We start from the raw sequence: 24027 nt of genomic DNA, 5'->3' as shown, positions 1-24027 counted from the left end.
TGAAAAGCATTTTGACACAGCTTGTTCAAGATTATATAGCATCTATAGCTTTGCCTTTTACGAAGCGTGGACTATTCCATAAGTCCTTCCATTTACGTGCTGCAGTCACAACAATGATTAATCCTAACACGACCATAATAATCGATAAAATACCATTTAATATACTGTAACCACCTGCCGCTGAATTCCAATAGACATTTTTAACCATCCAATAGGCAGCGACATTTACCGTAACATACAAATATGCAAGTGGTATGATACATGTTAAAACATAAATACGCTTGTCAGCCATTTTCAAAATAATCGTTGCACCACATACTAAGCCGATGGATGCCATTAGCTGATTCGATACACCGAATAATGCCCAAACAGAGCTAATATCTCCTGAGTATAACAAGTAACCCCACATGAAGCAGGCAAGTGCTGAGGCAAAAATATTGCCTGGAAGCCAGTCGGTTCTCTTTAATGGCTTATATGCCTCACCTACGAAATCCTGAATTAAATAACGCGCAACACGCGTTCCTGCATCAATTGCCGTTAAAATAAATACCGCTTCAAACATAATAACAAATTGGTAGAAGTAAGATGTCAAGTCAGCAAACCATTTCACACCTGTGAAAATGTACGTCATACCGACTGCTAATGTAACGGCTCCACCTGTACGTCCTTCTAAGTCCATTCCAATTTGCTGTGAAAGCGCCGCCAAATTGACCGTATCCATTCCAAGCGTTGCAAATACTGCTGGTGCAGAGTTAATTGCGAAATAATCTCCCGGATGTAAAGCGGTTGCTGCAATTAATGCCATAATACCAACCAAGCATTCTACTAACATAGCACCGAAGCCAACGACACGAATATCTTCCCATCGATCAAGCATTTTTGGTGTAGTGCCTGAGCCAACGAAAGCATGGAAGCCTGAAATAGCACCACAGGCGATTGTAATTGAAACAAATGGCCATACAGGACCTGCCACAACGGGACCTCCCCCACCTAAGAAATCCGGAATGATGGCAGGAAATTGAATGGCTGGGTTGACAATAAACACACCGATAATTAATGCAATAAATACGCCAATTTTCATAAAGCTGCTTAAATAATCACGCGGTGCAAGCAATAGCCAAACAGGCAATGCCGCTGCAAAGAAGGCATAAATCGGTAAAATAAGTGCTAAAGTTTGACGTTCTAATGTTAATAAATCACCAAGCCAAGTACCTTGAATACTTGGTCCTATAAAAACACCAATCATTAATAAAATAAAGCCGACTGTAGATGTAATAAGTAAATTTCCTGTTTTTTTATAGGCGATTCCTACAAGCATTGCGATAGGCACGGTAATCGCTACAGCAAATGTCCCCCAAGGGTTTCTTTCTAGTGCCCCTAATACAACCATCGATAAACCAGCCATTGTAATCGTAATAATAAACAGCATAGCAAGCCCTGTACAAAATCCAGCGACAGGTCCAAGCTCCTCTTTCATTACTTCAGAAAGTGATTTACCACCGCGACGCATTGAAGCGAATAATACAACTGCATCATGTACAGCTCCACCAATTACTGCCCCAATTAGTAGCCATAAAAGACCTGGTAAATAACCAAACTGTGCTGCTAATACAGGACCAACTAACGGACCCGCCGCAGCAATCGCCGCAAAATGATGCCCAAACGCCACCCATTTGTTGGTGGGTACATAATCTTGCCCATCATTTAATTTATGTGCTGGTGTAGGCTCATTGTCATTAATCTTCAATACTTTCTTTGTAAAAAAATAACCATAAAGACGATACGAGATTACTAAAATACAGATTGCCCCTATAACGATTGAAATTGCATTCATACTGAACTTCATCCCCCTTTACTCTTTTTACAAGCGTAGCAAAAAGATAAGAAAATTGGATAAAATCACATTAAAATGTCTGAATAATCTGTTAAAGCGTCAAAATCTGCTGTTAAAATGCATGCTACATTTCAAATATTTTTCGAATCTCCTTCACATACATACGGCTGACAGGCACAACATGCCCTCCCTGCAAAATGACATTGTATTTGGAGGTTCCCCATGATTCAAGCTCCTGTAAATGCTCTAAATTGATTAAAAATGCACGATGGACGCGTATAAAATTGGGGCTTAGCTTTTTTTCTAATGTTATTAGCGATTCTGTGCTATTGTAGCATTTACTTTCTGTAATGACCTTTGTTTTACTTTCCTCTGATGTGAAATACAGCACATCCTGTAATTTAATTAAGGCAACTCGATCCTCATTTGAAACAGCAATTTTCCCCATCTGCTTAATTTTTTCCTTCACTGCGGGCTCCTTGCGCTCACTTTTCTTGGTCATTGTCATTAATTTAAGAACAGTTTGCTCGATTCGTTGTTGTTCAAAAGGCTTTAAAATATAATCAAAGGCATTCATATTAAAAGCCTCGATTGCATAATCATCATAGGCAGTAGCAAAAACGATTAAAGGTCTTTCCTCTCGCTGCAATAGCTCCTTGGCTAACTCTATACCATTTTTATCAGAAAGCTCTATATCTAAAAATAAACAATCAATTTCTTCAATTAAATTATTCTCCAGCACTTGCTGTAAATCTTCAGATTCTCCTATTATTTCAATTTCCGAAAATTGCGATAATAAATATTTCAATTCATCACGCGCTAAAGGTTCGTCATCAATAATGAATATTTTATACATTTTTATCACCTAATCATCTATCGGAACAATTACTTTCACCGCTGTTCCTTTATTTTCTTTACTTTTAAACTCTACTTTGCCACGATAATTATAAATTTCTTTTAAACGCTCTGATATATTCCATAGTGCAGTCCCTGTGCCATTCGGTGAATCTATCACTTGATTGCCTAATAAAATTAACTTTGTTCGCTCAATACCACAGCCATTATCAGCTACAATAATTTCAAGCGTATCTCGATTTTTTCGCGCTGTAATGCTGATTTGACCACTTTTCAGCTTTTTAAAGCCATGATGTATCGCATTTTCAACAAGTGGTTGTAATGTAAAAGGTGGCACAGGTACTTTTAATAAGCGCTCATCGATATTAAATTGCACGGCATATTTATTTGGGAAGCGTGCTTGCTCAATCGCTAAATAGGCTTCAATATGCTCTATTTCCTTTTCGAGAGGAATGCGCATTTGGCGTGCCCCCTGCATATTGCTTCTGAAAAAGGAGGCGAGCTGTAACAATAAATGACGCGCCTGCTCTTGATCTGTGCGAATTAAGCTTGATATTGCATTTATGCTATTAAAGAAAAAATGAGGATGAATCTGTGCCTGCAAAGCTTTGATCTCCGCATCCTTTAATAATTTTCGCTGCTTCTCTACCTCCGCATATTCAAGCTGTGTAGAAAATAATTTGCTTAACCCTTCAGCCAATTCCTCCTCTACTGCCGTAATATGAGCACCATCTGTAAAATACATTTTTAACGTTCCAACCGTTTGCTGATGCACTTGTAACGGTAGAACGAGTGCTGCCTGTAATTTACAATCTTTATGAGGGCAATTAATTTCACTTTTTTTCGTTGCCTTAATAATTTTGCCATGCCTCAGCACATCATATGTTAATTTTGTCATAATTTTTTGATTTTTTAAGTGGTGGTCTGCCCCTTCACCAACATGCGCTAAAATGCCATGCTGATCTGTAATCGCAACTGCTACGACGCCTGTCTCCTCTTTAATAATTTCAGCAGCTTGATAGCAGGACTCCTCATTCAAGCCTTGCCTAAAATGGATAACTGTTTTTTGGGCGATTTGAAAGGCCTCGTGCGTTTGTGTTGCTTTTGTACGTCGTTCCTCAGCAATCGACGTTTTAATAATAAGACAAAATAAAAAAATACCGAACGCATTCATAAAAATCATAGGCATTGCAATAATTTGTACTAAATTCAATGCCATATCAAAAGGGCGAGCAATGAGCAAAATAACAAGCATTTGCAAGCATTCTGCTAATATACCAATACCCATAGCATGACGATAGGAAAAGGTTTTTTCAACGTGGAGCTTACGCCCTAAAAAACCTGTAATAATCCCCGCTAAAATAGTTGAAATACCGCAAGCAACCGCCGTATAGCCTCCAAGCAAAATACGATGAATGCCTGCGATTAAGCCTGCTCCAATTCCTACTGCTGGCCCGCCAAAAATGCCTGCAATAGCGACGCCAACGAGCCTTGTATTGGCGATTGCAGCAGTTTCTTCAACTTGTACACTCATAATCTTTGCACTTATATCTCCATCATCAATGCGGATACCTAAATAGTTGCTAATGACACCTAAAAGTCCAAAGACAAAAATAAGGATTAGTTTTGATAAAGTATTTTGCTCCCGATATAATCTGCTTTGAAACGGTTGCCATTTCGAAATTAAAAATGCAAAAATCACAATAATGCCAATACGCTCCAGCATATAAACAGATAGTTCAATCATTGCTTATTCCCATGCTGATTGAAAAATAAATGATATGTCGTATAACCAAATACTTTTCCTGGATCAATGTCTGTCCATAAATCTAACTGATGTTGTTGTACATGATATGCAGACATTTCAGCGAGCATTACAGACGATTTTGCATCCTTTGCCAGCTTATCAGGTGCAATCCAGAAGGCAGCGAGAATTTCATCTTCCTGTATTTGAATATGCTCCGTTAGCGCTTTGCCATAAAAAATAGCCATATTATCACTTATATCCTCACGAATAACCCCTGTGCGGAAGCCAATAAGCCCTTGTATTGTACAATCAATACCCGTCTCCTCCTTCACCTCACGCTGTGCCGCCATGTCTGCTGTTTCAGCCTGCTGCACAAAGCCTGCCGGTAAAGACCAGCGCCCCTTTAATCCACCGTATGTTTTTTCAACTACAAGCCATTCGCCAGCATGATTTTCAATCACTGCCGCAACGCCTAGCCATACTTTCCCACGATCTTTTTTCATCTATATATCCCCCTTCTCTATGTATTATTATAAGCTTGCTCCTTCCAGTAAGAAAGAGTTTAGACAGCCACTATCGCTTCAACAAAATAGCAAAAAGTGTCCGAAAAGTGGTTTCATGTACCACCTTTTCGGACACTGCTTTACGTTATATGAATTAAATGAATTTAAATTTACCTTTTTTCACCGTTAAACCTACGCCACCTACTAAGTATAATGCGCGGTTATCTACGATTTTTTTCAATGCAGAAGCTTTTTTACCTGCCATTTTGCGTCCAATTGCATCCGCAATTGCATCATCATGACCTAAAGAACATACAGCGCCTTTGTCATCGTAAACAAACTCCTCTGTATCTTCATCAGCCATTAAGTGCTTGATGTTTTTCGCAATTGTTACCGCTTGCTGCATCGCGATTTGTGCTGTTGGTGGGTATGGACGACCTGCTTCTTCATTTAATAGAAACGCACAGTCACCTACTACGAACACATCATCAAAGCCTGGTGCACGCATATCTTTACGCACTGCGATACGAGCACGATTGGATTCGATGCCAGATGTTTCGACAAGCTTGTTACCGCGAACACCAGCAGCCCAAATCACTGTGCCGGCTTTTACGAACTCAAACTCATCTTCGCCTTTTTTAATTTTTACGCCTTCTTCTGTTGCTTCTACAACAGGTGTACCGATAGAGAACTCAACACCTTTTTTCGCTAATTGTGTTTTTGCATACTCTACTAGTTCTGGGTCAAAGCCTGGTAACACCATTGGCGCTGCCTCAACACATAATATGCGCACTTTTTCTTGTGGAATATCAAACTCTTTGCAAAGCTCTGGTACACGGTTGCCAAGCTCACCTAAAAGCTCAATACCTGTAAAGCCTGCACCACCAACAACGATTGTTAGCTTGCTGTCATCTTTAACTTCATCTAATGACCATGAAGCGAATTGATATTCGATATGCTCACGAATTTGGCGTGCTGCGTTTAAGTTAGCTAATGATAAAGCATATTTATCTAAGCCCGGAATGCCGAAAGTTTCACCTTCGAAGCCTAAGCCTAAAACTAAATAATCATACGTCATTTCGCCAGCTGTTGTTTGTACTTTGCGCTCATTTACGTCAATGCCTTCTACAGAAGCTTGTACAAAACGAACATTGTTATTAATTACTTTTGCAATTGGATAACGTGCAGCATCTGGTGCAATTGTACCAGCCCCTACTTCATGTAACCAAGTTGTTTCATAGTGATAATCATTTTTGTTCACTAAAATAATTTCTGCTTGCTCACCACTAAGCATTTTTTGTAAATTAACAGTTGTTGTTAATCCACCATAGCCCGCGCCTAATACTAAAATTGTCGGTCTCTTCACTGAAATCAAAACCCCTTTAATTGTATTATACTAGCGCAAGGCAAATAAAAAAGAAGTACGATATACTTCACTAATACTTACGCTAGGTCGACATATTTTCGACAAAAATCTCTCCCTACTATATTAGCCCTTTTATTCAGCAATTTCAACACCTTAAAAGGAAAGTATTATAAGTTCAAAAATTCGATTAACTTACAATGTTATTCTCATATAAATAGTCATATGTGATGTCGACGAATAGGAATTCGTTTTTAGGTAATGCCATTGAATAAGTTCTCGTTAACTCTGCCGTTTCAATATCGCTGTATATTTCGGAAAATTTATTTTGCCCATCGTGCCGCATTTTAATTAAATTTTGTAAAAAATATGGTCGCCAGCTCCAATTTTTATGAATTGCTTCTTTTTGAATATGCCAATTTCCTTCTATTAACATAATATTCGGCGTTGTTTGGAACCCTTCCCCATCGCAAATATATAAACGAAAAATATAAGGGCGCAGCTTTTCTGCTAACTTTAATAAGCTATCGATATTGGCACTCGTTGGCTCTGCTTGCTCTACCGCTAAAACGATTTTTCTTTCTAATGTTTTCATCGCTTCATACTTTTTCTCTAACAGCTTCTTTTCAGTTAAAATAAATTGCTGACATTCATCATGGAAGCGCGATTTCAATGTATCGCGTGCAATAAAATCTTTCAAAGGCTTATCTAAATAGGCTCCTTTATAATAACGTGCACCGCTTTTCCAGCCATGCTGCAATTGGTACGCTGCATCTATATCGCTTACTAATAAGGATGCACCAATTTTTAAAGCTAATGTACGAAGCGTTGAAAAAACATGGTTTTGTGTACTCCAGTGATTGTAGTTTAATTGCTCTACTTTCATTTTTAACACGTAAGGCTCTAGCAAAAGGATATGGTTCAAATTGCTGTGTGGACCAATATCATCAAGCGCCACCTTAATTCCATATGTTTTCATATATTTTACGACATGATGTAATTGCTCTATATTTCCGCTAAAATGATGCTCACTAATTACTAGCACAATATGCGATAATAAATGCTCTGGCAGCATTTCCTTTAATAAAGCGAAATAACTTTCACCAAAATCAAGCATCAACAAATTGGGGTTACAAGGTATATATAAATCAACATCTTGGATATTTTGCCCTACCTTTTGTAGAGATGCTCGAATCACAAGCTGTTCAACTTCTGCACGAATTTCTTCTGGCACTTCCTCACTTTTAGAAAATGTTTTTAAATTGACATTGTCATCTAATTGCCCTAGCACCTCATATGCGGCAACACTATGCTCATCTGCACTATAAATTGGCTCAAACAATATTTCAATTTGATCAAGTTTATCTAAAACATTTAACACATCCATTGCTAAGCCTCCCTATTCCATCTCTACACTAATCATAATCCATCTTGCTTTTTTGTTCAAAGGTCTGCTACAAATTTCAATTAGTAGTCATTTGCGGTACAATGAATGTAATTGATGAGAAGGAGGAATTCGATGATTCACCAAATTGGACAAATTATGCTTTATGTAGACAATCAGGATGCAGCGGTAAAGTTCTGGACAGAAAAAATCGGCTTTGTTGTTATACAGGACGAGGAAAGTCATGGTATGCGAATAATTGAAATTGCACCTTCAAAAGATGTACAAACCTCTTTTATCCTTCATAATAAAGCGGTCATTGCTAAAATGCAGCCTGAGTTAAACTTGGGTACACCTTCCATCATGTTTTATGCAACAAATGTGGAAGCTTTGTATGAGGAATTTAAAGAAAAAGGAATTACAGTTGGCGATTTAGTAACTATTCCATCAGGGAAATTATTTAACTTCGCAGATGAGGAAAGCAATTATTTTGCGTTAATTGAAAAAGAACTGTAATTTGTGTAATCGGATGTGCAAATTCAAAAAGAGCCTTGAGAATTTCAAGGCTCCTCCACTAAACGCTGTAGCTGTGACAATTTATTATCCCAAAATAGCTCAAAATATTGCAACCAATCTTCAACTTCCTTCAAGCCTTCTACATGCAGCGTATAAATTTTTTCGCGTCCTTTTTTCTCAGTAGCGACGAGACAGGCTTGCTCCAGCACGGTTAAATGCTTGACAACCGCTGTGCGACTCATCGGAAATTGCGCAGAAATAGCGGCAATTGGCTGGTCTCCTTTTGTTAATAGCTGTAAAATATCGCGTCTCGTCGAATCAGCAATCGCTTGGAATACATCGTATTTTTCGGCAGGCTGTGCCATTACGCCTCCACTACCTCTTTTAATTTTTTACCAACAATCGCTGTCCAGCCACCATCCATATTTTGACGCACCGCTTCAACAGACATGTTAGCTTTCGGAATAATATGCCCCTCTTCCTTCCAACCGCCATGCGTTAATATAAACTCTGTTTGTTCGCCCATTTCCTTTAACTCAAATGTCACATACCAGCCATCCTCATCCCAAGCAAAACGCAGGAAATGTGGTGCTTCTATTTTTTCAACTACACATGGCGAAGGTCCAAATGGTGATTGAATTGTAAAGTGATGCCCTTCAATTGCCTGAAAATCATTTGGCATAAACCATGCGCCAATTCCTTCTGCCGTTGATACGATGCTCCAAACCTTCGTAATCGGTGCATTTAATAATATCGTTTTAATAATATCGTTTGTCATTGTTTTAATTCCCCCTATTAAAAGTACAACCAAAAGGTGTTATAAATATATAACACCTTTTGGTTGTATGTCAACAATAAAGTTATTCCATTTATTAGTATATGGTGCTATAGTTGATTAAAAAATTATTGGAGGAATTTTATGGTGACAATTTGTAGCGCTACATTAGAGAATTATCAAGCAATCAATACCCTTGTAAAAGAGGGGCATGACGAACATGTTGCAGAGGTTCCAACTGTTTTTAAAAGTGTAGCATCTGTTATGCCAGAAGCTTATTACAAGGAATTACTTGAAAGTTCAAATAGCATGGTTTTTATTGCTAAAAATAAAGAAGTTGTCATTGGCTTTGCTGTCATTAGTATTGAATCTACTCCATCTTTTGATTCCTTAGTTCAGCGTCAATATGCGTATATCCATGATTTTGGTGTCAAAAAGGATGTACAAAAACAAGGGGTTGGGAAATTATTATTTACAGCTTGTGTCACTTGGGCACAAACTATGAATGTCACATCTATAGAGCTCAATGTTTGGGAATTCAATACAAATGCTATTGATTTTTACAAGCATTTAGGTATGGAGAGCATAAGTCGCAAGATGGCTATTCAAATTTAAAAATCCATTGCTTCCACATAAAAATAGCGTCTGAAAATATCAGACGCCGCTTTTTTCATTATTTCTTATCTACTACAACATGCTCAAATTTCGTGCCTGAAGGATTCACTTCAAATGCTTTACCAAACCCTACAACATAGCGCCCTTCAACAGGTGCTAATGCGAATAGGGAGAAATCCAATGTTTTTAACAATGACATAATTTGATTGCCGTGTGTTTTTGAAAAGGCTTCAAAAATTTCCTCATGCCCTTCATTGCCGATATTTTCTGGCACACATTTAAAGCGCAGTCGCTCTGTTGCAAAATGGTTATGCGTGCTCGCTTCATCTGCAATTAACATTATGTCTACAAATTTGCTATTTTCCAAAAAGCGATAATGGTCAGCAATACGGCTAATATAAATATAAAAAACATCGCCTATTTTTACAAAGGGTGAATTGCTAATAAAAGGCTCCCCCTCAGCGTTTAACATACTCATAACACACGTTTTTTTGCTGTCGATAAAATGTAAAAAGTTTTCCTTCTCTTTTTCAATATTAACTGGTTTCATTTTCTTCCTCCTATTTGACCGCACTTACTAAATGGATGCGCGGCGCTTGATCCCAAGCAACATACTCTACCTCTGATTCCATCCTGTAGACCTCACGAATCATGCCTGTTGTCATCACTTCTTTTGGATTGCCAATGCATTTACAGCTACCTTCTTGTATGACGACAATTTTATCACTGTAGGCAGCTGCTTGATTCAAATCGTGCAATACCATCACAACCGTCATACCCATTTCTTCATTCAGCTCACGCACAAGCTGCAATACTTCATGCTGATGCGAAATATCTAAGTATGTCGTTGGTTCATCAAGCAATAAAATTTGTGGCCGTTGCGCTAAAGCCATCGCAATCCAAGCACGCTGTGATTCACCACCTGATAAAGCTGAAATAGGGCGGTCCTTATAATGTAATAAATGCGTTTTTTCTAAAGCCCAGTGCACGATTTGCATATCATCATCATTTAAACGTTCAAACCACTTTTTATGCGGATAACGACCATAGCTCACTAAATTTTCCACCGTAATATCGTTTGGCGCTTGATTGCGCTGACTTAGCATACAAAGCCTTTTGGCAATTTCCTTCGAGTTCATCGATTTCATATTCGTCTTATTTAATGTAATCTGACCTTTATCATAAGGGTGCATGCGTGCAATTGATTTTAATAATGTCGATTTCCCTGAGCCGTTTGGACCGATAATAGAGACAATCTCTCCGTTTGCTACTTCAAAGGAAAAGTCCTTGATCACTTGCTTTTGTTCATAACGAATACAGACATGATCAACTACTAGCATTAAAATGCCCTCCTACGCATTAAATATAAGAAATAGGGTCCACCAATAACCGCCATTAAAATACCAGCAGGAATATCTAGCGGTGCAAACAATGTTCGTCCACCCGTATCTGCTAATAACAGTACAAGCGCCCCTAAAATCATGCTCATTGGCATCATATATTTATAATCTGAGCCAACAAGTAAGCGCGCCATATGTGGCACAATCAATCCAATAAAGCCAATCATTCCAATAGCCGCTACAGAAATAGCCGTTAAAAAAACAGCAAGCAAAGATAACGCAATACGGATACGTGTGACATTCTCACCTAAATTCGTTGCCACTTGGTCACCTAAACGAATAATATTGGCTTTACGAATGGCAAAGATAGATAAAATCCAGCCAACCAATGTATACGGATAAATCATCAGCAAAGAGTTATTTCCCTTCGCCGCCAAGCTACCATTTAACCATTGCACTGCTGATGGCAATCGGTCGCTATATATGATAGAAAGAAACCCAACTATGCCCCCACATAATGCATTTACCGCTACACCTGACAAGATGATGGTAATAGGTGTAATACCAGTGCGACGCCATGCTAATGCATAAACGATAAAGGCTGCAATGATGCCCCCAACAAAAGCTGCAATTGGCACTAAGTATGTATACTCTGGATAAACGAGCATAATGACTAGTACAAAGGCTGCTGCCCCTGCCGTTACACCTGTTAAACCTGGGTCTGCCAATGGATTGCCCATCACAGCCTGCAATAACGCACCTGAAATGGCGATATTGGCCCCAATAATTAAAGCAAGGAGTACACGCGGTAAGCGAATATCAAAAATAATCGTTTGAAATTTTGTTTCACCTGCTGCTGTGAATAATGTCGTTAATATATCTGGCACTGCTATACGTACGCTACCTAAACCGATTGCGATTACGGCAAAAAGTAGTAAGCAGCAAAATGTAATGATAATGATAGCACGACTTTTAGCTGTACTTACCATAATTGCCTCAAACCCCTTTGCTTATTTCACAAAATAATCTGCTACTTTTGTCAATGCATTTTCTACATTCATAATGGATGTCACACCGAATGTGCTGTAATCTAAAATATGAATTTGGTCATTTTTATAAGCGGATAGCTTTGTCCAAGCGTCATTTTTGGCTACTTCTTCCTTGAACATTTCCTCGCTAGCCCCATGATCTCCTGAAGCTAATACTAAAATAATATCTGGATCAGAAACAATCACATCCTCTAAATTAACCGCTGAGTATGTCGAATCTACTTTTAAATCCGTTGTTGCAATATTTTCTGCACCTAAACGTTTCACTAAGCTTCCTAAATATGAATTTTCACTCATCACCATAAATGAATCTGATGTACCAATCATTAATAAAACACGTGGTAACTCTTTTCCTTCTGCTAGCTTCGTTAATTCATTTTCTTTATCAAGAATCGAGCTTAGCACTTCATTCATTTTTTCTTCCTTCCCTAAATATGTACCTAGCACCTTAAAGCTTAATTTTAAATCCTCAAATGAATCTGTTGGTAAGTAGGCTGTTGTTAAATTAAGACCTTCCAAGCTTTTATCAAGCGATGACTGCAATGATTTTGCGCCAATTAATAAATCTGTTTCTAAATTTGTAATCGCCTCTAAATCTGGCGTCATCGGTGAACCGATTTGTGCGATATGCTGGAATGCCTCTGGAATTGGATTTGTTGAAGTAGGTACCCCAACTGGCTCCACATCCAATAAATACAACATTTCTGTTAACGGAACAGATGTCACAACGATGCGCTCTGGCTTCTCTGCTGGAAGAGCCGCTAATAATTCTTGGAATTTCGCCTCATCTATCCCATCATTTTCTAATGTTAGTCCTTCGTCTTCTGCTTGTTCCTCTGACTCTGTTTCATTTGTTGCTTGCTCTTGTTCATCTACTGTAGCATCTTCTTTTTCTACTTGTTGCTCTTCCTTTTTTTCCGCGCATGCCACTAATAAAAGCATCGCACATATAAATACAGCTAATAACTTTTTCAACTGAAAACCCTCCACTTAATTAATAATGAAAATCATTATCAATTATATTTTAAAAATAATGATTGTCAACACCTATTGTGGAAAATTAGCTTTCTCCCCTTCCCCTGTATGCTACAATGGCTGTACGCAAATCAATAAAGGAATGAGCTAAGTTGAAGAAAAAAATTCATATTATCGGCGGTGTAGGAAGTGGTAAATCGACTTTCGCAAAGCTGTTAGCAAGCCAATATCAAATAAATTATATTGAACTAGATAATATTGTGTGGGAACGTCATCCTACTGGCGATATCCGCCGCACGGATGAAGCCATTGCTCAAATAATCCAACAAATACTTCAGCAAAGCGAATGGATTACAGAAGGAGCACACTCCCAGCATTGGGTAGCCCCCCTTTTCGAGCAAGCCGACTATATTGTTCACTTACAGCCCTCCTATTTGACAAGGCTATGGCGAATTAATAAGCGCTTTGTTAAGCAAGCGTTTGGTCTAGAAAAATCAAATTACAAGCCAACACTCAAAATGCTGCGCAATATGTACAAATGGAATAAATTTTATGAAAAAACAGGTCAGTGGAAAATTCAAGAGCAGTTACAGCCGTTTCATAGTAAAGTGGTAATAGTAAAATCAGAACGGGATTTGAGAAGATTTATACAGCAATGATTTTTTGTGCCTTTCGCTAAAATTTGTTGTCCTATTATGTTATAATTCTCCCAATTATAATTTTCTATAAATTCAAAATTAAGGATATATGCGATACTTTGAAAAAAATATATCTGGTGAGACATTGTGAAGCAGAGGGGCAGCATATTGATGCATCCCTAACAGAACAAGGCTATAAGCAAGCCTTAGAGCTAAGCAACTTTTTTGCTGATTTAACAATAGATTATATTATTACAAGTCCATATAAACGTGCGTTAGAATCCATTCAACCATTTGCACAAAGCTCACATCTTGCCATAGCACAGGACAACCGATTAAGCGAACGTGTGCTTAGCACTCAAAACTTGCCAGATTGGTTTGAAAAATTGCAACGAACATCTCAAGACATGGAACTAAAATTTGAAGGTGGCGAATCGAGCTATGAAGCAATGACACGCATTATCGCAGTTGTTGAGGAAGCTTTTCAAAGCTCAAACAATCATATCGTTATTGTCACACATGGAAACCTATTGTCATTACTGTTGAAGCATTATAATGAAAAATTTGGCTTTGTTGAATGGCAAAAACTTAGTAACCCAGATATTTTCCTATTAGAAAATATAAATAATGGAGTTACTTACACACGAATATGGAAATAAATTAGAGGAGCAAAAATGGATCATCACATAGAAATTTTATTGCAACAGAACGAAAGCTTTGCAGCCTTTTTACAAGGAAAAATTCGAGAATTTAACAATGAACACTCTATATATCATAAAGAAATAAGACAAAAGAAAGCTATACAGCCAGTCAACATCATCGTATCAGATGACAACGGAAATTGGATTGGTGGCTTATATGCAGAGATTTATTGGAATTGGTTAGAAATCAATCATTTTTGGTTTCATGAAGACTACAGGGGAAAAGGCCTAGGAGGCAATCTTCTTTCCCAATGTGAAAACATAGCAAAGGAGATGGGTGCAACGAAAGTGCTATTAACTACATTTGAATTCCAAGCCCGTGCTTTTTATGAAACAAAAGGCTATCAAGTGGTTGGTGAAATTAAAGATTACCCACCTGGTAGCAGCTATTACACAATGGTCAAAGCACTTATTTAAAAAAGCCTTTTAGGTTTGTATGATACAAACCTAAAAGACTCCATATCCGTTAATCACAAACCTCAGGCGTACCTTCACGTGTCGCTGCTTTAAAGCTTGTGCCACAGCCACATGATGCAAGGGCGTTAGGATTATCGATGGTAAAGCCGCCGCCCATGAGCGATTGCTTGAAATCGATTTTTGTTCCTTGTAGAATACCTGCATCTTCTTTTGAGACGATAATTTGTAAGCCATATTGCTCATCTAAAAAATCGTCGTCATTTCTTTCTGTATCAAAGGCCATTCCATATGAAAGACCGCTACAACCGCCACCTTTAACCGCGACGCGTAAATAGGAGCCTTCCTCTTCATTATGCGCCATCATTTCCTTTACTTGAAACGCTGCCGCTTCCGTTAATTCAATTACTTGCTTTGTACTCATCACAGTCACCTTCCTTCTTGCTTTCTATCATATCAAGTTCGCTTTATCCTTGCCAACAAAACTGCCTTTATTTTGACGCATTCCATACTTTTTTCTTAAATAAAAGTGTTATAATAATACTATGTATATAAATGAGGGGCGTGAATATTTGATGGAAATCTCACCTTTTTACGAAAAAAAAATAGATTGTTTGCACTGCAAAAAAAGCTTTCCTACGTTTAAAATTCGAACGAAATCCATTAAAGTAAAGTCAACAGAGTCAGACTTTCAGCCTATTTATGAGGACAATCATGTCAATGCACTTTACTACAATGTCTTTGTTTGTGAGCATTGTGGCTTTTCATTTACAGAGGATTTTTCGAAATATTTTGCCCCTGGTGTGAGCGAGCAAATTAATGAGCAAATTTCACGCAAATGGGTGCACCATTCATTTCAAGGTGAGCGTACAGTATTCCAAGCAATCCAAGCATATAAGCTTGCTTGGCTTAGCGCTACAATCAAAAAAGAACGCTTTGTCACAATTGCTGGACTGACACTCCGCCTCGCTTGGCTTTACCGCTCCTTGAACAATAAAGAACAGGAAGAGCGCTTTTTACACATAGCTCGTGACCAATATATGGAATCCTATTCTACTGAGGATTACGCCAATACACAAATGTCAGGTGTGCGAATTATGTATATGATTGCTGAGCTATCTCGTCGCATTGGTGAGACTGAAATGGCGACACGCTTCTTCTCTAAAGTTATTGAAAGCCAACGTGTAGGTGGCGAAGCAAGGCTTGTTGATATGGCGAAGGAGCAATGGGAAATTATTCGTGAAGAACGAGCAAAGCAATAACATAGCTGTAGGGAGAATGTCTCCCTACAGCTATTTACACTGTTAAAAATACATTTTTTGTATTAAAGATTAAAATATAGATATATTAAATAACAATAAATTTAGGCATTTACCTATTTCAATCAACTCCTTACCTCATCTACCATGCGTTTATCATAATGAGAGAAAATTCTAAAACTCATGTATGCTTATTCATGCAAAATCTATTCATTTGTAATTATAATGTCAATATACTTACAAAAAGAGTAGCATTAAGCTACCCTTCAATTTTATTTATATTCAACCCAAGCATTATTTCTGATTGTACTATTTACACTGCTTAGCGCTTTAATTAACTCACCACTAGCAAGCATTCTATTGAACGGAACAGAGTAAGTAGCATGCCCTTGTGAATACGCTTGACGTCCTTTTGCATTATTTATTAAATCCATAACACTGGCATTGTCAAAGATATTATTGAATGCAGTTATATTAGTTTTAGCTAAGTTAGAATTATTTATTGTTTTTTGTATTGCCGCAGCCTCCATACAACTCATATTAAATTTACACAATTGAGCAGCATTTACATCGTTATTCACATATTTTAAAGCTATTAATGCAAGTTCATGTATATCACCAGCAGTTTTTGCTTTAGCAACTCCAAAATCATTACTGTTCATATAGTTCCAAGCAAAATGTCTTAATGCATCTGCTGCATTTTCCCATGTTATTAATCTACCATTATGATAAAAATTATTATTTTCAGCATATCTAATCCCATGGTCTCTAGCGGCATTAGAATTTTGTATAGCTGTAGCTATATTAGAAGGAGTCAAATTACCTATAGCAAGGTGAAGTCTTCCTTCGTAAATTTTTACCAATGTTTGATCAATCCCTGGTAACCCATAGGAACTCATAGGAATAATTAAATTTGATGCTTGCGAATTATAAGCAGCAATTTCGGGATCTATTAAGCTTAAAAAATCGTCAATTCTTTTATTCAAATCTTCTAAATCCAGTGATTTACTTTCACTTTGAACCCCTATGCTATTTGTTTGTAAAAAATATTCTCGAACATCTTGTTGTAATTGAAGATTTTCAGGAGTATCTAAATGTGACCAATCACTTGAATATTTGTTTGTAACAGGATCTCTCAAAATGTAATCTTCATCAACAAATAAATCATTAGAAGCTGATATAGCATTTGGATCAAGTGACAAAGTAAATAAAAATACGCCAACCAACAAAATAATTTTTTTCATTCATATCCCTACTTTAACTTTTTTTGTAATTATAACATAAAAAATAGATTATCTGGTATAATATCTAAAAAAGGAGCGGAAAATATGTTTTTTATTATTTCTATCGAATTATTAATATGCACTTTGATTACTTATATTTGGATATACGGAAGCCATCTTTATATTAATATGAGCCGTAGTTATGCTGCTTCTAACTTTCCAGGTGATATAACATTTACTCAAAAAATATTTTATCAATTATTTTTTCCAATGACTTTGTTTGGAATTTTATGCATCATCACATTTTTTTTATATTTAATATTTAAAAATAAGCTAAATCTTCTATCATCTAAAAAGAAAATAGTATATATAATACCATCAATTTGTACAATATTTATTTTTATTGATATATATATTTTTTTATTTATCAATTAACAGTTAAATCCTCCTATGACCAGTGTCTAAAAAAACGATACTGAAACATAACTAAATTAACACTTTGAAAATAAGATATGAGGTGTTCTCTATACTTATCATGATATGCTTCAAATATGTCACACAAATAAACTTCATAAAAATAGCTGTAGGGGAACGCTCTCCCTACAGCTACTTTACTTAAAACTTCAATATGCCAATCGCATCTAAAAAGACAATAATAATCGCAATTGGTGCTATATATTTAATAGCAATTAACCATATAGCAAATATTTTTTTGGCATAGCTTGCCCCATCGCTAATTTCTTCTAGTAACACTTTGCGTGGAATTTTAAAGCCTGCGAATAAGGCGATTAATAACGCACCTAACGGCATTAAAATATTGGATACAAGATAATCGGCAGCATCAAAAATCGTTTTATCGAAAATCGTAAAATCGCTTAACACCCCATAAGATAAGGCAGAAGGAATACCAACGATAAAGATTAGGATTCCCGTAATCCATGTTGTCCTTTTACGCTTTGTACGATCTTGCTTCGTGACAGCTGCTACGATGATTTCTAGCATTGAAAAAGCAGATGTCAATGTCGCAAACAAGAACAAAATTAAAAAGATAAATAAGAAAAATACTCCAAATGGCATTTGATTGAACACAGCAGGTAACACAACAAATAATAGCCCAGGGCCTTCAGTCGGCTCAAAGCCAAATGAAAATACTGCTGGAAAAATCGCTAGCCCTGCTAAAAGCGAAATAAATAAATTCATCATAACAATCATCAATGCTGATTTAGGCAAATCTTCATTTTTCGATAAATAGGAGCTGTATGTGACCATAACAGACACCCCGACACTAATAGCGAAAAAGGACTGTCCTAATGCAAATAAAATTGTCTTAGAGCTCATATTTGAAAAATCAGGATATAAGAAAAAGTGCAGCCCTTCCCCAACGCCATCCAATGTTAAAGAGCGGATAATTAAAATAAGAAAGGAAATAAATAAAGCTGGCATCATAATTTTACCTGCGCGCTCAATCCCCTGCTGAACACCTTTTGCTACAACATAAATGGTAATCGCCATAAAAATAAATTGGAATAGGATCGCATATATCGGATTGGCGATAAAATCATTAAATAGCGGTGCATAGGCGCTTTCTGAAAGCCCCGATAAATTCCCAATAACAGCTTGAACCATGTAAAGAATAATCCAGCCACCAACAACACTGTAAAAGGATAATAAAATAAAGCATGTAACCATGCCAAGTATCCCGACAAAATGCCATTTCGAATTAGGGGCAAATGTTAAATATGCTGAAACGGCATCCTTTTGTGAGCCTCGTCCAATAACAAACTCTGCAAGTAAAATTGGCAGACCCATAAATAATGTAAAAATTAAAAAGATGAGAAAAAATGCACCCCCACCAGAAATTCCAGCTATATAAGGAAACTTCCAAATCGCGCCTAATCCAATAGCGGAGCCAGCTGTTGCTAAAATAAAACCTAATCTTGATGTCCATTGTTCTTGCTGTTGACCCATAAATAAACTCCTTCATCGTAAAAAACTATATTAAAAAACACACCTATTCATTATACATGAAATGAACATAAAAAAAGCGGAATTCGGAAACAGCTTGCTTCCAATTCCACTTTTCATATAAGTTATATTAGAATACTTGCTCTACTTCGACAATGCCTGGTACTTCTTCTAATAATGCGCGTTCAATACCAGCTTTTAATGTAATTGTAGAGCTTGGGCAGCTACCGCATGCGCCTAGTAATCGTAATTTCACAATACCTTCTTCTACATCTACTAATTCGCAATCTCCACCGTCACGTAGTAAAAACGGACGTAATTTATCTAAAACTTCTTGTACTTGTTCGCGTTGTTCTAATTCTGTCATTTTTCTCGACTCCTTTCATTAAAATCATTATAATGTGAACAAGAGAAAAAAGCCAATATTGTATTACGAAAGGTCGGAATTTATATGACAACATCTAAAGCAGTAATCGAAATATACGGAGCAGACATTGTTTGTGCAAGCTGTGTCAATGCCCCGTCTTCTAAGGACACATATGAATGGCTACAAGCTGCCATCGATCGCAAATATCCAAATCAGCCTTTTACAATTCGCTACGTTGATATTGAAGGAGACCTAAATGACGATCGAGATCTTGATTATGCCAACCGCATTCAAGATGATGAATTTTTCTACCCACTCGTTTTAATTAATGATGAAGTCATCGGTGAAGGCTATATTCAAATCAAGCCTGTCTACGCCGCCCTTGAAAAACTAGGCTATATCCCTGAAGAAAAAGCCTAATCCAATGGAACGTGCCTTTTCAGACACGTTCCTCTTTTAATTCAGTGATTTGGCAATCTTACGGGCGAATTTCACAATTTCTACCAATCCTAATTGTTTTGGCGCTTATACATCCACAATAAGCCTGATTTCATTAAGCGTGCGATACGTCCTGTTACTGTTGTATCTGCTAAATGTACAAAGCCCTGTTTCTTTCCTAACGCGCCCATAAAGCCTTTTAATTTAATTTCTGGCATTGTTTCTGGTAGTGGCTCGTTATTCCAACGGTGACGCAATACTTTGACGATACGCTCGCCTTGCTCCTCCGCAAGCTGTGCTGTCGGTGGTAAATCTGAGGAAGCACAGTCCCCTACGACAAACACATGCTCATCATTTGGTAATGTGAAGTATTTTGTAACAATTGGGCGTCCAAATTTATCTTTCTCAACTTCCATATCGCGTACAATTTTCACAGGCTGTACACCTGCTGTCCAAACAACAGCATCTACATCAATTACTTGGTCATGATTATAAATTTTATTTTCCTCAACCTTTGTAATATTAGACTCTGCAATTACTTCTACATCATGTTTAATAAACCATGACTTCACGTAATTGCTTAGCTTTTCAGGGAAATCGCGTAAAATTCGTGACGAGCGATCAAATAATTTAATTTTTAAATCTGCACGGCTTTCACGTAGCTCACTTGCCATTTCAATACCTGATAAGCCTGCACCAACGATGGCAACAGTTGAATCAGGTGGTAAGCTACAAAGCTTTTCAAACGTAATACGTGATTTTGCAATTGTTTGGATGCTAAATGTATTTTCTTTAGCTCCTGGTACACCATGATATTTATCCTCACAGCCCAGACCGATTACTAAATCATCGTACTGTACCTCTTGACCACCCTCTAGGAAAACTGTTTTCTCTTCACAGTCAATGCGAATTACTTCACCAAAAACTGTTTTTAAGCGTGGGTGCTCTGGAAAGGCTACACGAATTTCTTTATCCGTTGAAGTACCTGCAGCAAGCGCATAAAATTCTGTTTTTAAGCTATGGAATGATGTGCGGTCAATTAAAATAATTTCTGTATCTTCTGGTAAATTATTCGGTAGTAGACGCAGCAATATACGCATATTGCCATAGCCGCCACCTAATAGCACTAGTTTTTTCATATGAAAATCTCCTTTTTTACTTATACGATTTATTTATCCAATACGAGTATAGCTCATTGTGATATATTTCACAATATCTTTTGTGAAACATTTCACAAAATAGGATGTTTGACGAAATCGCTAAAAAAAAGTAGCATACAATTGTGAGGTGACATGTTGTGAATCCAATGGTTGAATTTTGTATTAGCAATTTGGCAAACGGTGCACAGGAAACATATGAAGCACTTGAAAAAGATCCAAATATTGATGTGCTAGAATACGGTTGCTTGAGCTTCTGCACAAAATGTTCCGAATCCTTTTATGCACTTGTTAATGGAGATATCGTAGAAGCTGACTCTCCGAGTGAGCTAACGAAAAAAATATATGACTACATTGAGGAAAATCCTCTTTGGTGATTAATTACGCTGTAGCGTAATTGCGTAATAAAATAGCTGTAGAGAAAGCATCCGCTCTTCCCTACAGCTATTTTTTCTATTTCATCTGTTTTAATACTTCTTCTTTAATAAATGGCTCAGGGCTATAAAAATCTGGTGATTTAATAATTTTGCCATCCTCGCGACATTTCGCATATTTATTGCCATTTTCATCTGTAAAAAGCTTTGACATATTTGCACCTTGCACAATATCAAAGACCGGCTCGATATCAACACCAATCTCCACTGCTGAACCGAATGAAAAGTATAGCTGATCCGCTAAAGCATCTGCCTGTGCAATTACTTTTTCTTCAGCTGTTTGTGGGAATTCACCATTTAATGATTTTTCATATGCTTTGTGAATACCTGCTAAAAATACTTCAAAGCTTGCTTCGAATTGTTCTTTCGTCGTACAAGAAGCGGCAATAAACTCAATTGCCTCCTCCGCTGTCCAAACGCTACGATTAATTGCTCGCTCGCGTTCCATCGGCACAAGCTGCTCAGGTGCGGGGTGACTAAATGCGACATGGAAGTCACGTACATGGTTTTGTAATTTGTTTGCAAACTGTTTCATAAAAACTTCTACTCCTCTTTCAATATAGTTTTAATCATACACGAACTAAGTTGAAAGAGAAACCATATCCATTTTTTAAGAAAGCAATTTACTTAAAAATGCCGTTTGATTACGTCCTGCTTTTTTCGCTGTATAAAGTGCTTGGTCTGCCAAATCAATGTATTTTTCAAACTGCTCTAAGCTTTCAACCTCTTGCACGACATAGCCAAGGCTTATTGTGACATACGGAGCGGCCGCTGACCTTTCATGTGGTATTTGCAGTGCTTCAATTGCTAAACGAATTTCTTCAGCAATCATCGCCGCATCCTGCTCTGACATATTTAAGCCTACAACTAAAAACTCCTCGCCACCATAGCGACAAGCGAATAAGCCTTTTTCTTCTACAAAATGGGTCAACGTTTCTCCGACAGCTTGCAGCACTTTATCCCCTTGTGGATGTCCATAAAAGTCGTTATACATTTTAAAGGAATCTATATCAAAAATAAAAATAGCCATCTGCCATTTTTCCGTTAACACTTTATTCATATGGCGCTCCAAATAATAGCGGTTCGCCAGCCTTGTGAGCGGATCACGGTTGGCATAAAACTCTAAAGTTTGATTCATTGCAATTAATTCTTCATTTTGTTCATTTAATAACAGCCTTTGTTTATAGTTTTTTTCGGTTTGCTTATACATAGACTGTGCGCCAATAATAATAAAAGTCCAAAAGAAGGAAATATTAAGGATATGTCCAATTAATACTTTTGTTTGTACAATCAATATAAAGCCTGTTAATAAGACGATAACAGGAATAATATGTAGGGCAAAAAAAGTTCTTTTATTGCCAATAAATAAGGTGGCAGCTAATACTAAATTGGTTAAATAAACCGTTACATGTCCATAAGATAATTGGTCAATGAGTGTGACTGTTACACCCCATAACAAAGTAAATAAATAGTATGCAAACATCATCCTATGCGCTATGCGGTATTTTTTATCCTCTAGTTGAATACGCTGCACGCTTCGCAATATAATTAAAATGAAGATGGATATAAATAACATCGCTAAATAAAGCCTTACATAATAATGGAACGAAATACCATAATAATAAATATTGCGCCCCAGTAAAATAAGCTCTATGATGATAGCAATTTTTGCGGCATACTTTACTCTTGTTATATTATTTTCAGTTAAATAATTAAAAAACTGTTTATTAGAGCTTACAGAAAAATCGCCCATTTATACACCCCTTACAAATATCCCCTATTAATAGGATTTCCTTTAAATTAAAGATTCTTCAATTTAAAGTATAGAAGGGTTATATGTAAATGCAATAAGCTTTTATTAAAAAGAAAAAAAGCAGTCAAAAACTTGTTATGGATAGCGTTACTTTATTAGTAATCATATTATTTTTCAAATAATTGTATTTAAAACCATCAAATCTTCATCAAAATACTGTTCATTGAATTTTAATGCATTACGTTCCACACCATAGGTTTCAAAGCCTAAGGATGTATACAATTGCTTCGTTGAATCATTATCAGACACAACAGTCAAATTAATTTGCTCCAAGCCATCACAGTTTTTTGCTTTACTAATCAATTCCAGCATTAGCAATTTCCCAACACCTTGTCCCCGATGTTCAGGTGCTACATACATAGCAAAAACATTACCCTTATGATTCATTTTGAGGCTCTCCTCACGCTTGAAGGCGACAATGCCAATTAGTGAACCATCATCCTTTAATGCACCTAAAACAAATTGATTTTCTGTTGACTTTAAGCGTTCCTCAAAAGTTGCTATCGGAAATGCTGCTTCTCTTTCATAGGTTGAACCAAATGCCTCTGGATTTATTTTTAATGCGTTTAACCGTATTTCTCGATACATCTTCGCATCAGCTTCGTTTAAAACGACAATTGTTATCATCTACTCTCGCCTCCATTAGTAAATGCTATATGTTA

At 37.0% G+C, this 24027-nt stretch carries 29 protein-coding genes; 8 read left to right on the top strand and 21 right to left on the bottom strand.

The genetic code is table 11. The annotated features are described in order from the left end of the window. Nucleotides 1-31: 31 nt before the first annotated feature. The 6 genes from R6U77_RS11000 to R6U77_RS10975 form a co-directional block, all read right to left on the bottom strand. Nucleotides 32-1834 (bottom strand): carbon starvation CstA family protein, encoded by a 1803-nt coding sequence (locus tag R6U77_RS11000; protein WP_319835700.1) that lies wholly within the window; start codon nt 1832-1834, stop codon nt 32-34. A gap of 124 nt (nt 1835-1958) precedes the next feature. Then, the gene (locus R6U77_RS10995; RefSeq protein WP_319835699.1) at nt 1959-2690 is read right to left on the bottom strand and encodes a LytR/AlgR family response regulator transcription factor; all 732 of its coding nucleotides are present in this window, start codon (nt 2688-2690) and stop codon (nt 1959-1961) included. Nucleotides 2691-2699: 9 nt separating this feature from the next. Continuing rightward, on the bottom strand, nt 2700-4436 hold the full coding sequence (locus R6U77_RS10990) for a sensor histidine kinase (protein WP_319835698.1): 1737 nt from the start codon (nt 4434-4436) through the stop codon (nt 2700-2702). Further along, nucleotides 4433-4939: an NUDIX hydrolase gene (locus R6U77_RS10985; RefSeq protein WP_319835697.1), complete on the bottom strand. Its 507-nt coding sequence runs from the start codon at nt 4937-4939 to the stop codon at nt 4433-4435. Before R6U77_RS10985 ends, R6U77_RS10990 begins: the two co-directional genes overlap by 4 nt. A gap of 154 nt (nt 4940-5093) precedes the next feature. Further along, entirely contained in the window at nt 5094-6305 is a 1212-nt protein-coding gene (locus R6U77_RS10980; RefSeq protein WP_293929118.1) for an NAD(P)/FAD-dependent oxidoreductase, read from the bottom strand. A 187-nt stretch (nt 6306-6492) separates the two neighbouring features. Beyond that, nucleotides 6493-7689 carry an EAL-associated domain-containing protein gene (locus tag R6U77_RS10975; protein ID WP_319835696.1) on the bottom strand — a complete coding sequence of 399 codons (1197 nt, stop codon included), beginning with the start codon at nt 7687-7689 and terminating at the stop codon, nt 6493-6495. Nucleotides 7690-7821: 132 nt separating this feature from the next. Between R6U77_RS10975 and R6U77_RS10970 the strand changes: the two genes are divergently transcribed. Continuing rightward, nucleotides 7822-8202: a VOC family protein gene (locus R6U77_RS10970; protein ID WP_319835695.1), complete on the top strand. Its 381-nt coding sequence runs from the start codon at nt 7822-7824 to the stop codon at nt 8200-8202. Nucleotides 8203-8246: 44 nt separating this feature from the next. On the opposite strand, the gene R6U77_RS10965 is transcribed toward R6U77_RS10970, so the two are convergent. Both R6U77_RS10965 and R6U77_RS10960 read right to left on the bottom strand, forming a co-directional pair. Further along, nucleotides 8247-8567: an ArsR/SmtB family transcription factor gene (locus R6U77_RS10965; protein WP_293929122.1), complete on the bottom strand. Its 321-nt coding sequence runs from the start codon at nt 8565-8567 to the stop codon at nt 8247-8249. Beyond that, on the bottom strand, nt 8567-8980 hold the full coding sequence (locus R6U77_RS10960; RefSeq protein ID WP_319835694.1) for an SRPBCC family protein: 414 nt from the start codon (nt 8978-8980) through the stop codon (nt 8567-8569). Before R6U77_RS10960 ends, R6U77_RS10965 begins: the two co-directional genes overlap by 1 nt. Before the next feature lie 141 nt (nt 8981-9121). Between R6U77_RS10960 and R6U77_RS10955 the strand changes: the two genes are divergently transcribed. After that, nucleotides 9122-9592, top strand: coding sequence for a GNAT family N-acetyltransferase (locus R6U77_RS10955; RefSeq protein WP_319835693.1), 471 nt, complete (start codon nt 9122-9124; stop codon nt 9590-9592). Nucleotides 9593-9650: 58 nt separating this feature from the next. Here the strand turns inward: R6U77_RS10955 and R6U77_RS10950 are convergent, their stop codons facing one another. From R6U77_RS10950 to R6U77_RS10935, 4 genes are read right to left on the bottom strand one after another with little or no spacing between them, the layout of a single operon-like run. Next, nucleotides 9651-10142 carry a HugZ family pyridoxamine 5'-phosphate oxidase gene (locus R6U77_RS10950; protein ID WP_319835692.1) on the bottom strand — a complete coding sequence of 164 codons (492 nt, stop codon included), beginning with the start codon at nt 10140-10142 and terminating at the stop codon, nt 9651-9653. Between the two features lie 10 nt (nt 10143-10152). Beyond that, nucleotides 10153-10932, bottom strand: coding sequence for an ABC transporter ATP-binding protein (locus tag R6U77_RS10945; protein ID WP_319835691.1), 780 nt, complete (start codon nt 10930-10932; stop codon nt 10153-10155). Further along, entirely contained in the window at nt 10932-11921 is a 990-nt protein-coding gene (locus tag R6U77_RS10940; RefSeq protein ID WP_319835690.1) for a FecCD family ABC transporter permease, read from the bottom strand. Before R6U77_RS10940 ends, R6U77_RS10945 begins: the two co-directional genes overlap by 1 nt. 21 nt (nt 11922-11942) lie before the next feature. Continuing rightward, the gene (locus tag R6U77_RS10935; protein ID WP_319835689.1) at nt 11943-12956 is read right to left on the bottom strand and encodes an ABC transporter substrate-binding protein; all 1014 of its coding nucleotides are present in this window, start codon (nt 12954-12956) and stop codon (nt 11943-11945) included. 152 nt (nt 12957-13108) lie between these two features. Between R6U77_RS10935 and R6U77_RS10930 the strand changes: the two genes are divergently transcribed. The 3 genes from R6U77_RS10930 to R6U77_RS10920 all read left to right on the top strand — a co-directional run bounded on the left by R6U77_RS10930 (nt 13109) and on the right by R6U77_RS10920 (nt 14712). Continuing rightward, entirely contained in the window at nt 13109-13615 is a 507-nt protein-coding gene (locus tag R6U77_RS10930) for a P-loop NTPase family protein (protein WP_319835688.1), read from the top strand. Between the two features lie 98 nt (nt 13616-13713). Next, complete coding sequence (locus R6U77_RS10925; RefSeq protein ID WP_319835687.1) at nt 13714-14253, top strand: histidine phosphatase family protein; 540 nt, start codon at nt 13714-13716, stop codon at nt 14251-14253. A 15-nt stretch (nt 14254-14268) separates the two neighbouring features. Continuing rightward, on the top strand, nt 14269-14712 hold the full coding sequence (locus R6U77_RS10920) for a GNAT family N-acetyltransferase (RefSeq protein ID WP_319835686.1): 444 nt from the start codon (nt 14269-14271) through the stop codon (nt 14710-14712). Between the two features lie 49 nt (nt 14713-14761). Here R6U77_RS10920 and R6U77_RS10915 read toward each other — a convergent pair whose 3' ends face one another. Next, entirely contained in the window at nt 14762-15133 is a 372-nt protein-coding gene (locus R6U77_RS10915) for a HesB/IscA family protein (protein WP_406601037.1), read from the bottom strand. Nucleotides 15134-15284: 151 nt separating this feature from the next. Here R6U77_RS10915 and R6U77_RS10910 point away from each other — a divergent pair, with 151 nt between their 5' ends. Continuing rightward, a complete protein-coding gene (locus R6U77_RS10910) occupies nt 15285-15971 on the top strand; it encodes a DUF2225 domain-containing protein (protein WP_319838369.1) in 687 nt (228 codons plus the stop codon). A gap of 269 nt (nt 15972-16240) precedes the next feature. Here R6U77_RS10910 and R6U77_RS10905 read toward each other — a convergent pair whose 3' ends face one another. The 4 genes from R6U77_RS10905 to R6U77_RS10890 form a co-directional block, all read right to left on the bottom strand. Continuing rightward, nucleotides 16241-17212 (bottom strand): hypothetical protein, encoded by a 972-nt coding sequence (locus R6U77_RS10905; RefSeq protein ID WP_319835684.1) that lies wholly within the window; start codon nt 17210-17212, stop codon nt 16241-16243. 233 nt (nt 17213-17445) lie between these two features. Then, entirely contained in the window at nt 17446-17622 is a 177-nt protein-coding gene (locus R6U77_RS10900) for a hypothetical protein (RefSeq protein ID WP_319835683.1), read from the bottom strand. A gap of 184 nt (nt 17623-17806) precedes the next feature. Beyond that, on the bottom strand, nt 17807-19159 hold the full coding sequence (locus R6U77_RS10895) for a sodium-dependent transporter (RefSeq protein WP_319835682.1): 1353 nt from the start codon (nt 19157-19159) through the stop codon (nt 17807-17809). Between the two features lie 127 nt (nt 19160-19286). Continuing rightward, a complete protein-coding gene (locus R6U77_RS10890; RefSeq protein ID WP_066166526.1) occupies nt 19287-19523 on the bottom strand; it encodes a NifU family protein in 237 nt (78 codons plus the stop codon). 84 nt (nt 19524-19607) lie between these two features. Between R6U77_RS10890 and R6U77_RS10885 the strand changes: the two genes are divergently transcribed. Beyond that, nucleotides 19608-19943, top strand: a complete 336-nt coding sequence (locus tag R6U77_RS10885; RefSeq protein WP_319835681.1) for a YuzD family protein — start codon at nt 19608-19610, stop codon at nt 19941-19943. Between the two features lie 89 nt (nt 19944-20032). Here the strand turns inward: R6U77_RS10885 and R6U77_RS10880 are convergent, their stop codons facing one another. After that, a complete protein-coding gene (locus R6U77_RS10880) occupies nt 20033-21100 on the bottom strand; it encodes an NAD(P)/FAD-dependent oxidoreductase (RefSeq protein WP_293927867.1) in 1068 nt (355 codons plus the stop codon). A gap of 158 nt (nt 21101-21258) precedes the next feature. On the opposite strand from R6U77_RS10880, the gene R6U77_RS10875 reads away from it, so the two are divergent. Beyond that, a complete protein-coding gene (locus tag R6U77_RS10875; protein WP_293927865.1) occupies nt 21259-21495 on the top strand; it encodes a YuzB family protein in 237 nt (78 codons plus the stop codon). A 76-nt stretch (nt 21496-21571) separates the two neighbouring features. Here R6U77_RS10875 and R6U77_RS10870 read toward each other — a convergent pair whose 3' ends face one another. The 3 genes from R6U77_RS10870 to R6U77_RS10860 all read right to left on the bottom strand — a co-directional run bounded on the left by R6U77_RS10870 (nt 21572) and on the right by R6U77_RS10860 (nt 23992). Further along, nucleotides 21572-22087 carry a pyrophosphohydrolase domain-containing protein gene (locus tag R6U77_RS10870; protein WP_293927863.1) on the bottom strand — a complete coding sequence of 172 codons (516 nt, stop codon included), beginning with the start codon at nt 22085-22087 and terminating at the stop codon, nt 21572-21574. Nucleotides 22088-22162: 75 nt separating this feature from the next. Further along, entirely contained in the window at nt 22163-23305 is a 1143-nt protein-coding gene (locus tag R6U77_RS10865; RefSeq protein ID WP_319835680.1) for a GGDEF domain-containing protein, read from the bottom strand. A gap of 174 nt (nt 23306-23479) precedes the next feature. Further along, entirely contained in the window at nt 23480-23992 is a 513-nt protein-coding gene (locus R6U77_RS10860) for a GNAT family N-acetyltransferase (protein WP_319835679.1), read from the bottom strand. Nucleotides 23993-24027: the final 35 nt, after the last annotated feature.

It is taken from the genome of Lysinibacillus louembei (assembly GCF_033880585.1).
In the GTDB taxonomy this organism is placed as follows: domain Bacteria; phylum Bacillota; class Bacilli; order Bacillales_A; family Planococcaceae; genus Metasolibacillus; species Metasolibacillus louembei.
The sequence above is the reverse complement of the archived record's forward strand: the minus strand, read 5'-3'. Positions and strand labels throughout refer to the sequence as shown.

What these genes read in the sequence shown, in the direction of transcription:
- R6U77_RS11000 (WP_319835700.1), bottom strand. Translation starts at nt 1,834, where the DNA reads ATGAATGCAATTTCAATCGTTATAGGGGCAATCTGTATTTTAGTAATC.
- R6U77_RS10995 (WP_319835699.1), bottom strand. Translation starts at nt 2,690, where the DNA reads ATGTATAAAATATTCATTATTGATGACGAACCTTTAGCGCGTGATGAA.
- R6U77_RS10990 (WP_319835698.1), bottom strand. Translation starts at nt 4,436, where the DNA reads ATGATTGAACTATCTGTTTATATGCTGGAGCGTATTGGCATTATTGTG.
- R6U77_RS10985 (WP_319835697.1), bottom strand. Translation starts at nt 4,939, where the DNA reads ATGAAAAAAGATCGTGGGAAAGTATGGCTAGGCGTTGCGGCAGTGATT.
- R6U77_RS10975 (WP_319835696.1), bottom strand. Translation starts at nt 7,689, where the DNA reads ATGGATGTGTTAAATGTTTTAGATAAACTTGATCAAATTGAAATATTG.
- R6U77_RS10970 (WP_319835695.1), top strand. Translation starts at nt 7,822, where the DNA reads ATGATTCACCAAATTGGACAAATTATGCTTTATGTAGACAATCAGGAT.
- R6U77_RS10965 (WP_293929122.1), bottom strand. Translation starts at nt 8,567, where the DNA reads ATGGCACAGCCTGCCGAAAAATACGATGTATTCCAAGCGATTGCTGAT.
- R6U77_RS10960 (WP_319835694.1), bottom strand. Translation starts at nt 8,980, where the DNA reads ATGACAAACGATATTATTAAAACGATATTATTAAATGCACCGATTACG.
- R6U77_RS10955 (WP_319835693.1), top strand. Translation starts at nt 9,122, where the DNA reads ATGGTGACAATTTGTAGCGCTACATTAGAGAATTATCAAGCAATCAAT.
- R6U77_RS10950 (WP_319835692.1), bottom strand. Translation starts at nt 10,142, where the DNA reads ATGAAACCAGTTAATATTGAAAAAGAGAAGGAAAACTTTTTACATTTT.
- R6U77_RS10945 (WP_319835691.1), bottom strand. Translation starts at nt 10,932, where the DNA reads ATGCTAGTAGTTGATCATGTCTGTATTCGTTATGAACAAAAGCAAGTG.
- R6U77_RS10940 (WP_319835690.1), bottom strand. Translation starts at nt 11,921, where the DNA reads ATGGTAAGTACAGCTAAAAGTCGTGCTATCATTATCATTACATTTTGC.
- R6U77_RS10920 (WP_319835686.1), top strand. Translation starts at nt 14,269, where the DNA reads ATGGATCATCACATAGAAATTTTATTGCAACAGAACGAAAGCTTTGCA.
- R6U77_RS10915 (WP_406601037.1), bottom strand. Translation starts at nt 15,133, where the DNA reads ATGAGTACAAAGCAAGTAATTGAATTAACGGAAGCGGCAGCGTTTCAA.
- R6U77_RS10910 (WP_319838369.1), top strand. Translation starts at nt 15,285, where the DNA reads ATGGAAATCTCACCTTTTTACGAAAAAAAAATAGATTGTTTGCACTGC.
- R6U77_RS10905 (WP_319835684.1), bottom strand. Translation starts at nt 17,212, where the DNA reads ATGAAAAAAATTATTTTGTTGGTTGGCGTATTTTTATTTACTTTGTCA.
- R6U77_RS10895 (WP_319835682.1), bottom strand. Translation starts at nt 19,159, where the DNA reads ATGGGTCAACAGCAAGAACAATGGACATCAAGATTAGGTTTTATTTTA.
- R6U77_RS10890 (WP_066166526.1), bottom strand. Translation starts at nt 19,523, where the DNA reads ATGACAGAATTAGAACAACGCGAACAAGTACAAGAAGTTTTAGATAAA.
- R6U77_RS10885 (WP_319835681.1), top strand. Translation starts at nt 19,608, where the DNA reads ATGACAACATCTAAAGCAGTAATCGAAATATACGGAGCAGACATTGTT.
- R6U77_RS10880 (WP_293927867.1), bottom strand. Translation starts at nt 21,100, where the DNA reads ATGAAAAAACTAGTGCTATTAGGTGGCGGCTATGGCAATATGCGTATA.
- R6U77_RS10870 (WP_293927863.1), bottom strand. Translation starts at nt 22,087, where the DNA reads ATGAAACAGTTTGCAAACAAATTACAAAACCATGTACGTGACTTCCAT.
- R6U77_RS10865 (WP_319835680.1), bottom strand. Translation starts at nt 23,305, where the DNA reads ATGGGCGATTTTTCTGTAAGCTCTAATAAACAGTTTTTTAATTATTTA.
- R6U77_RS10860 (WP_319835679.1), bottom strand. Translation starts at nt 23,992, where the DNA reads ATGATAACAATTGTCGTTTTAAACGAAGCTGATGCGAAGATGTATCGA.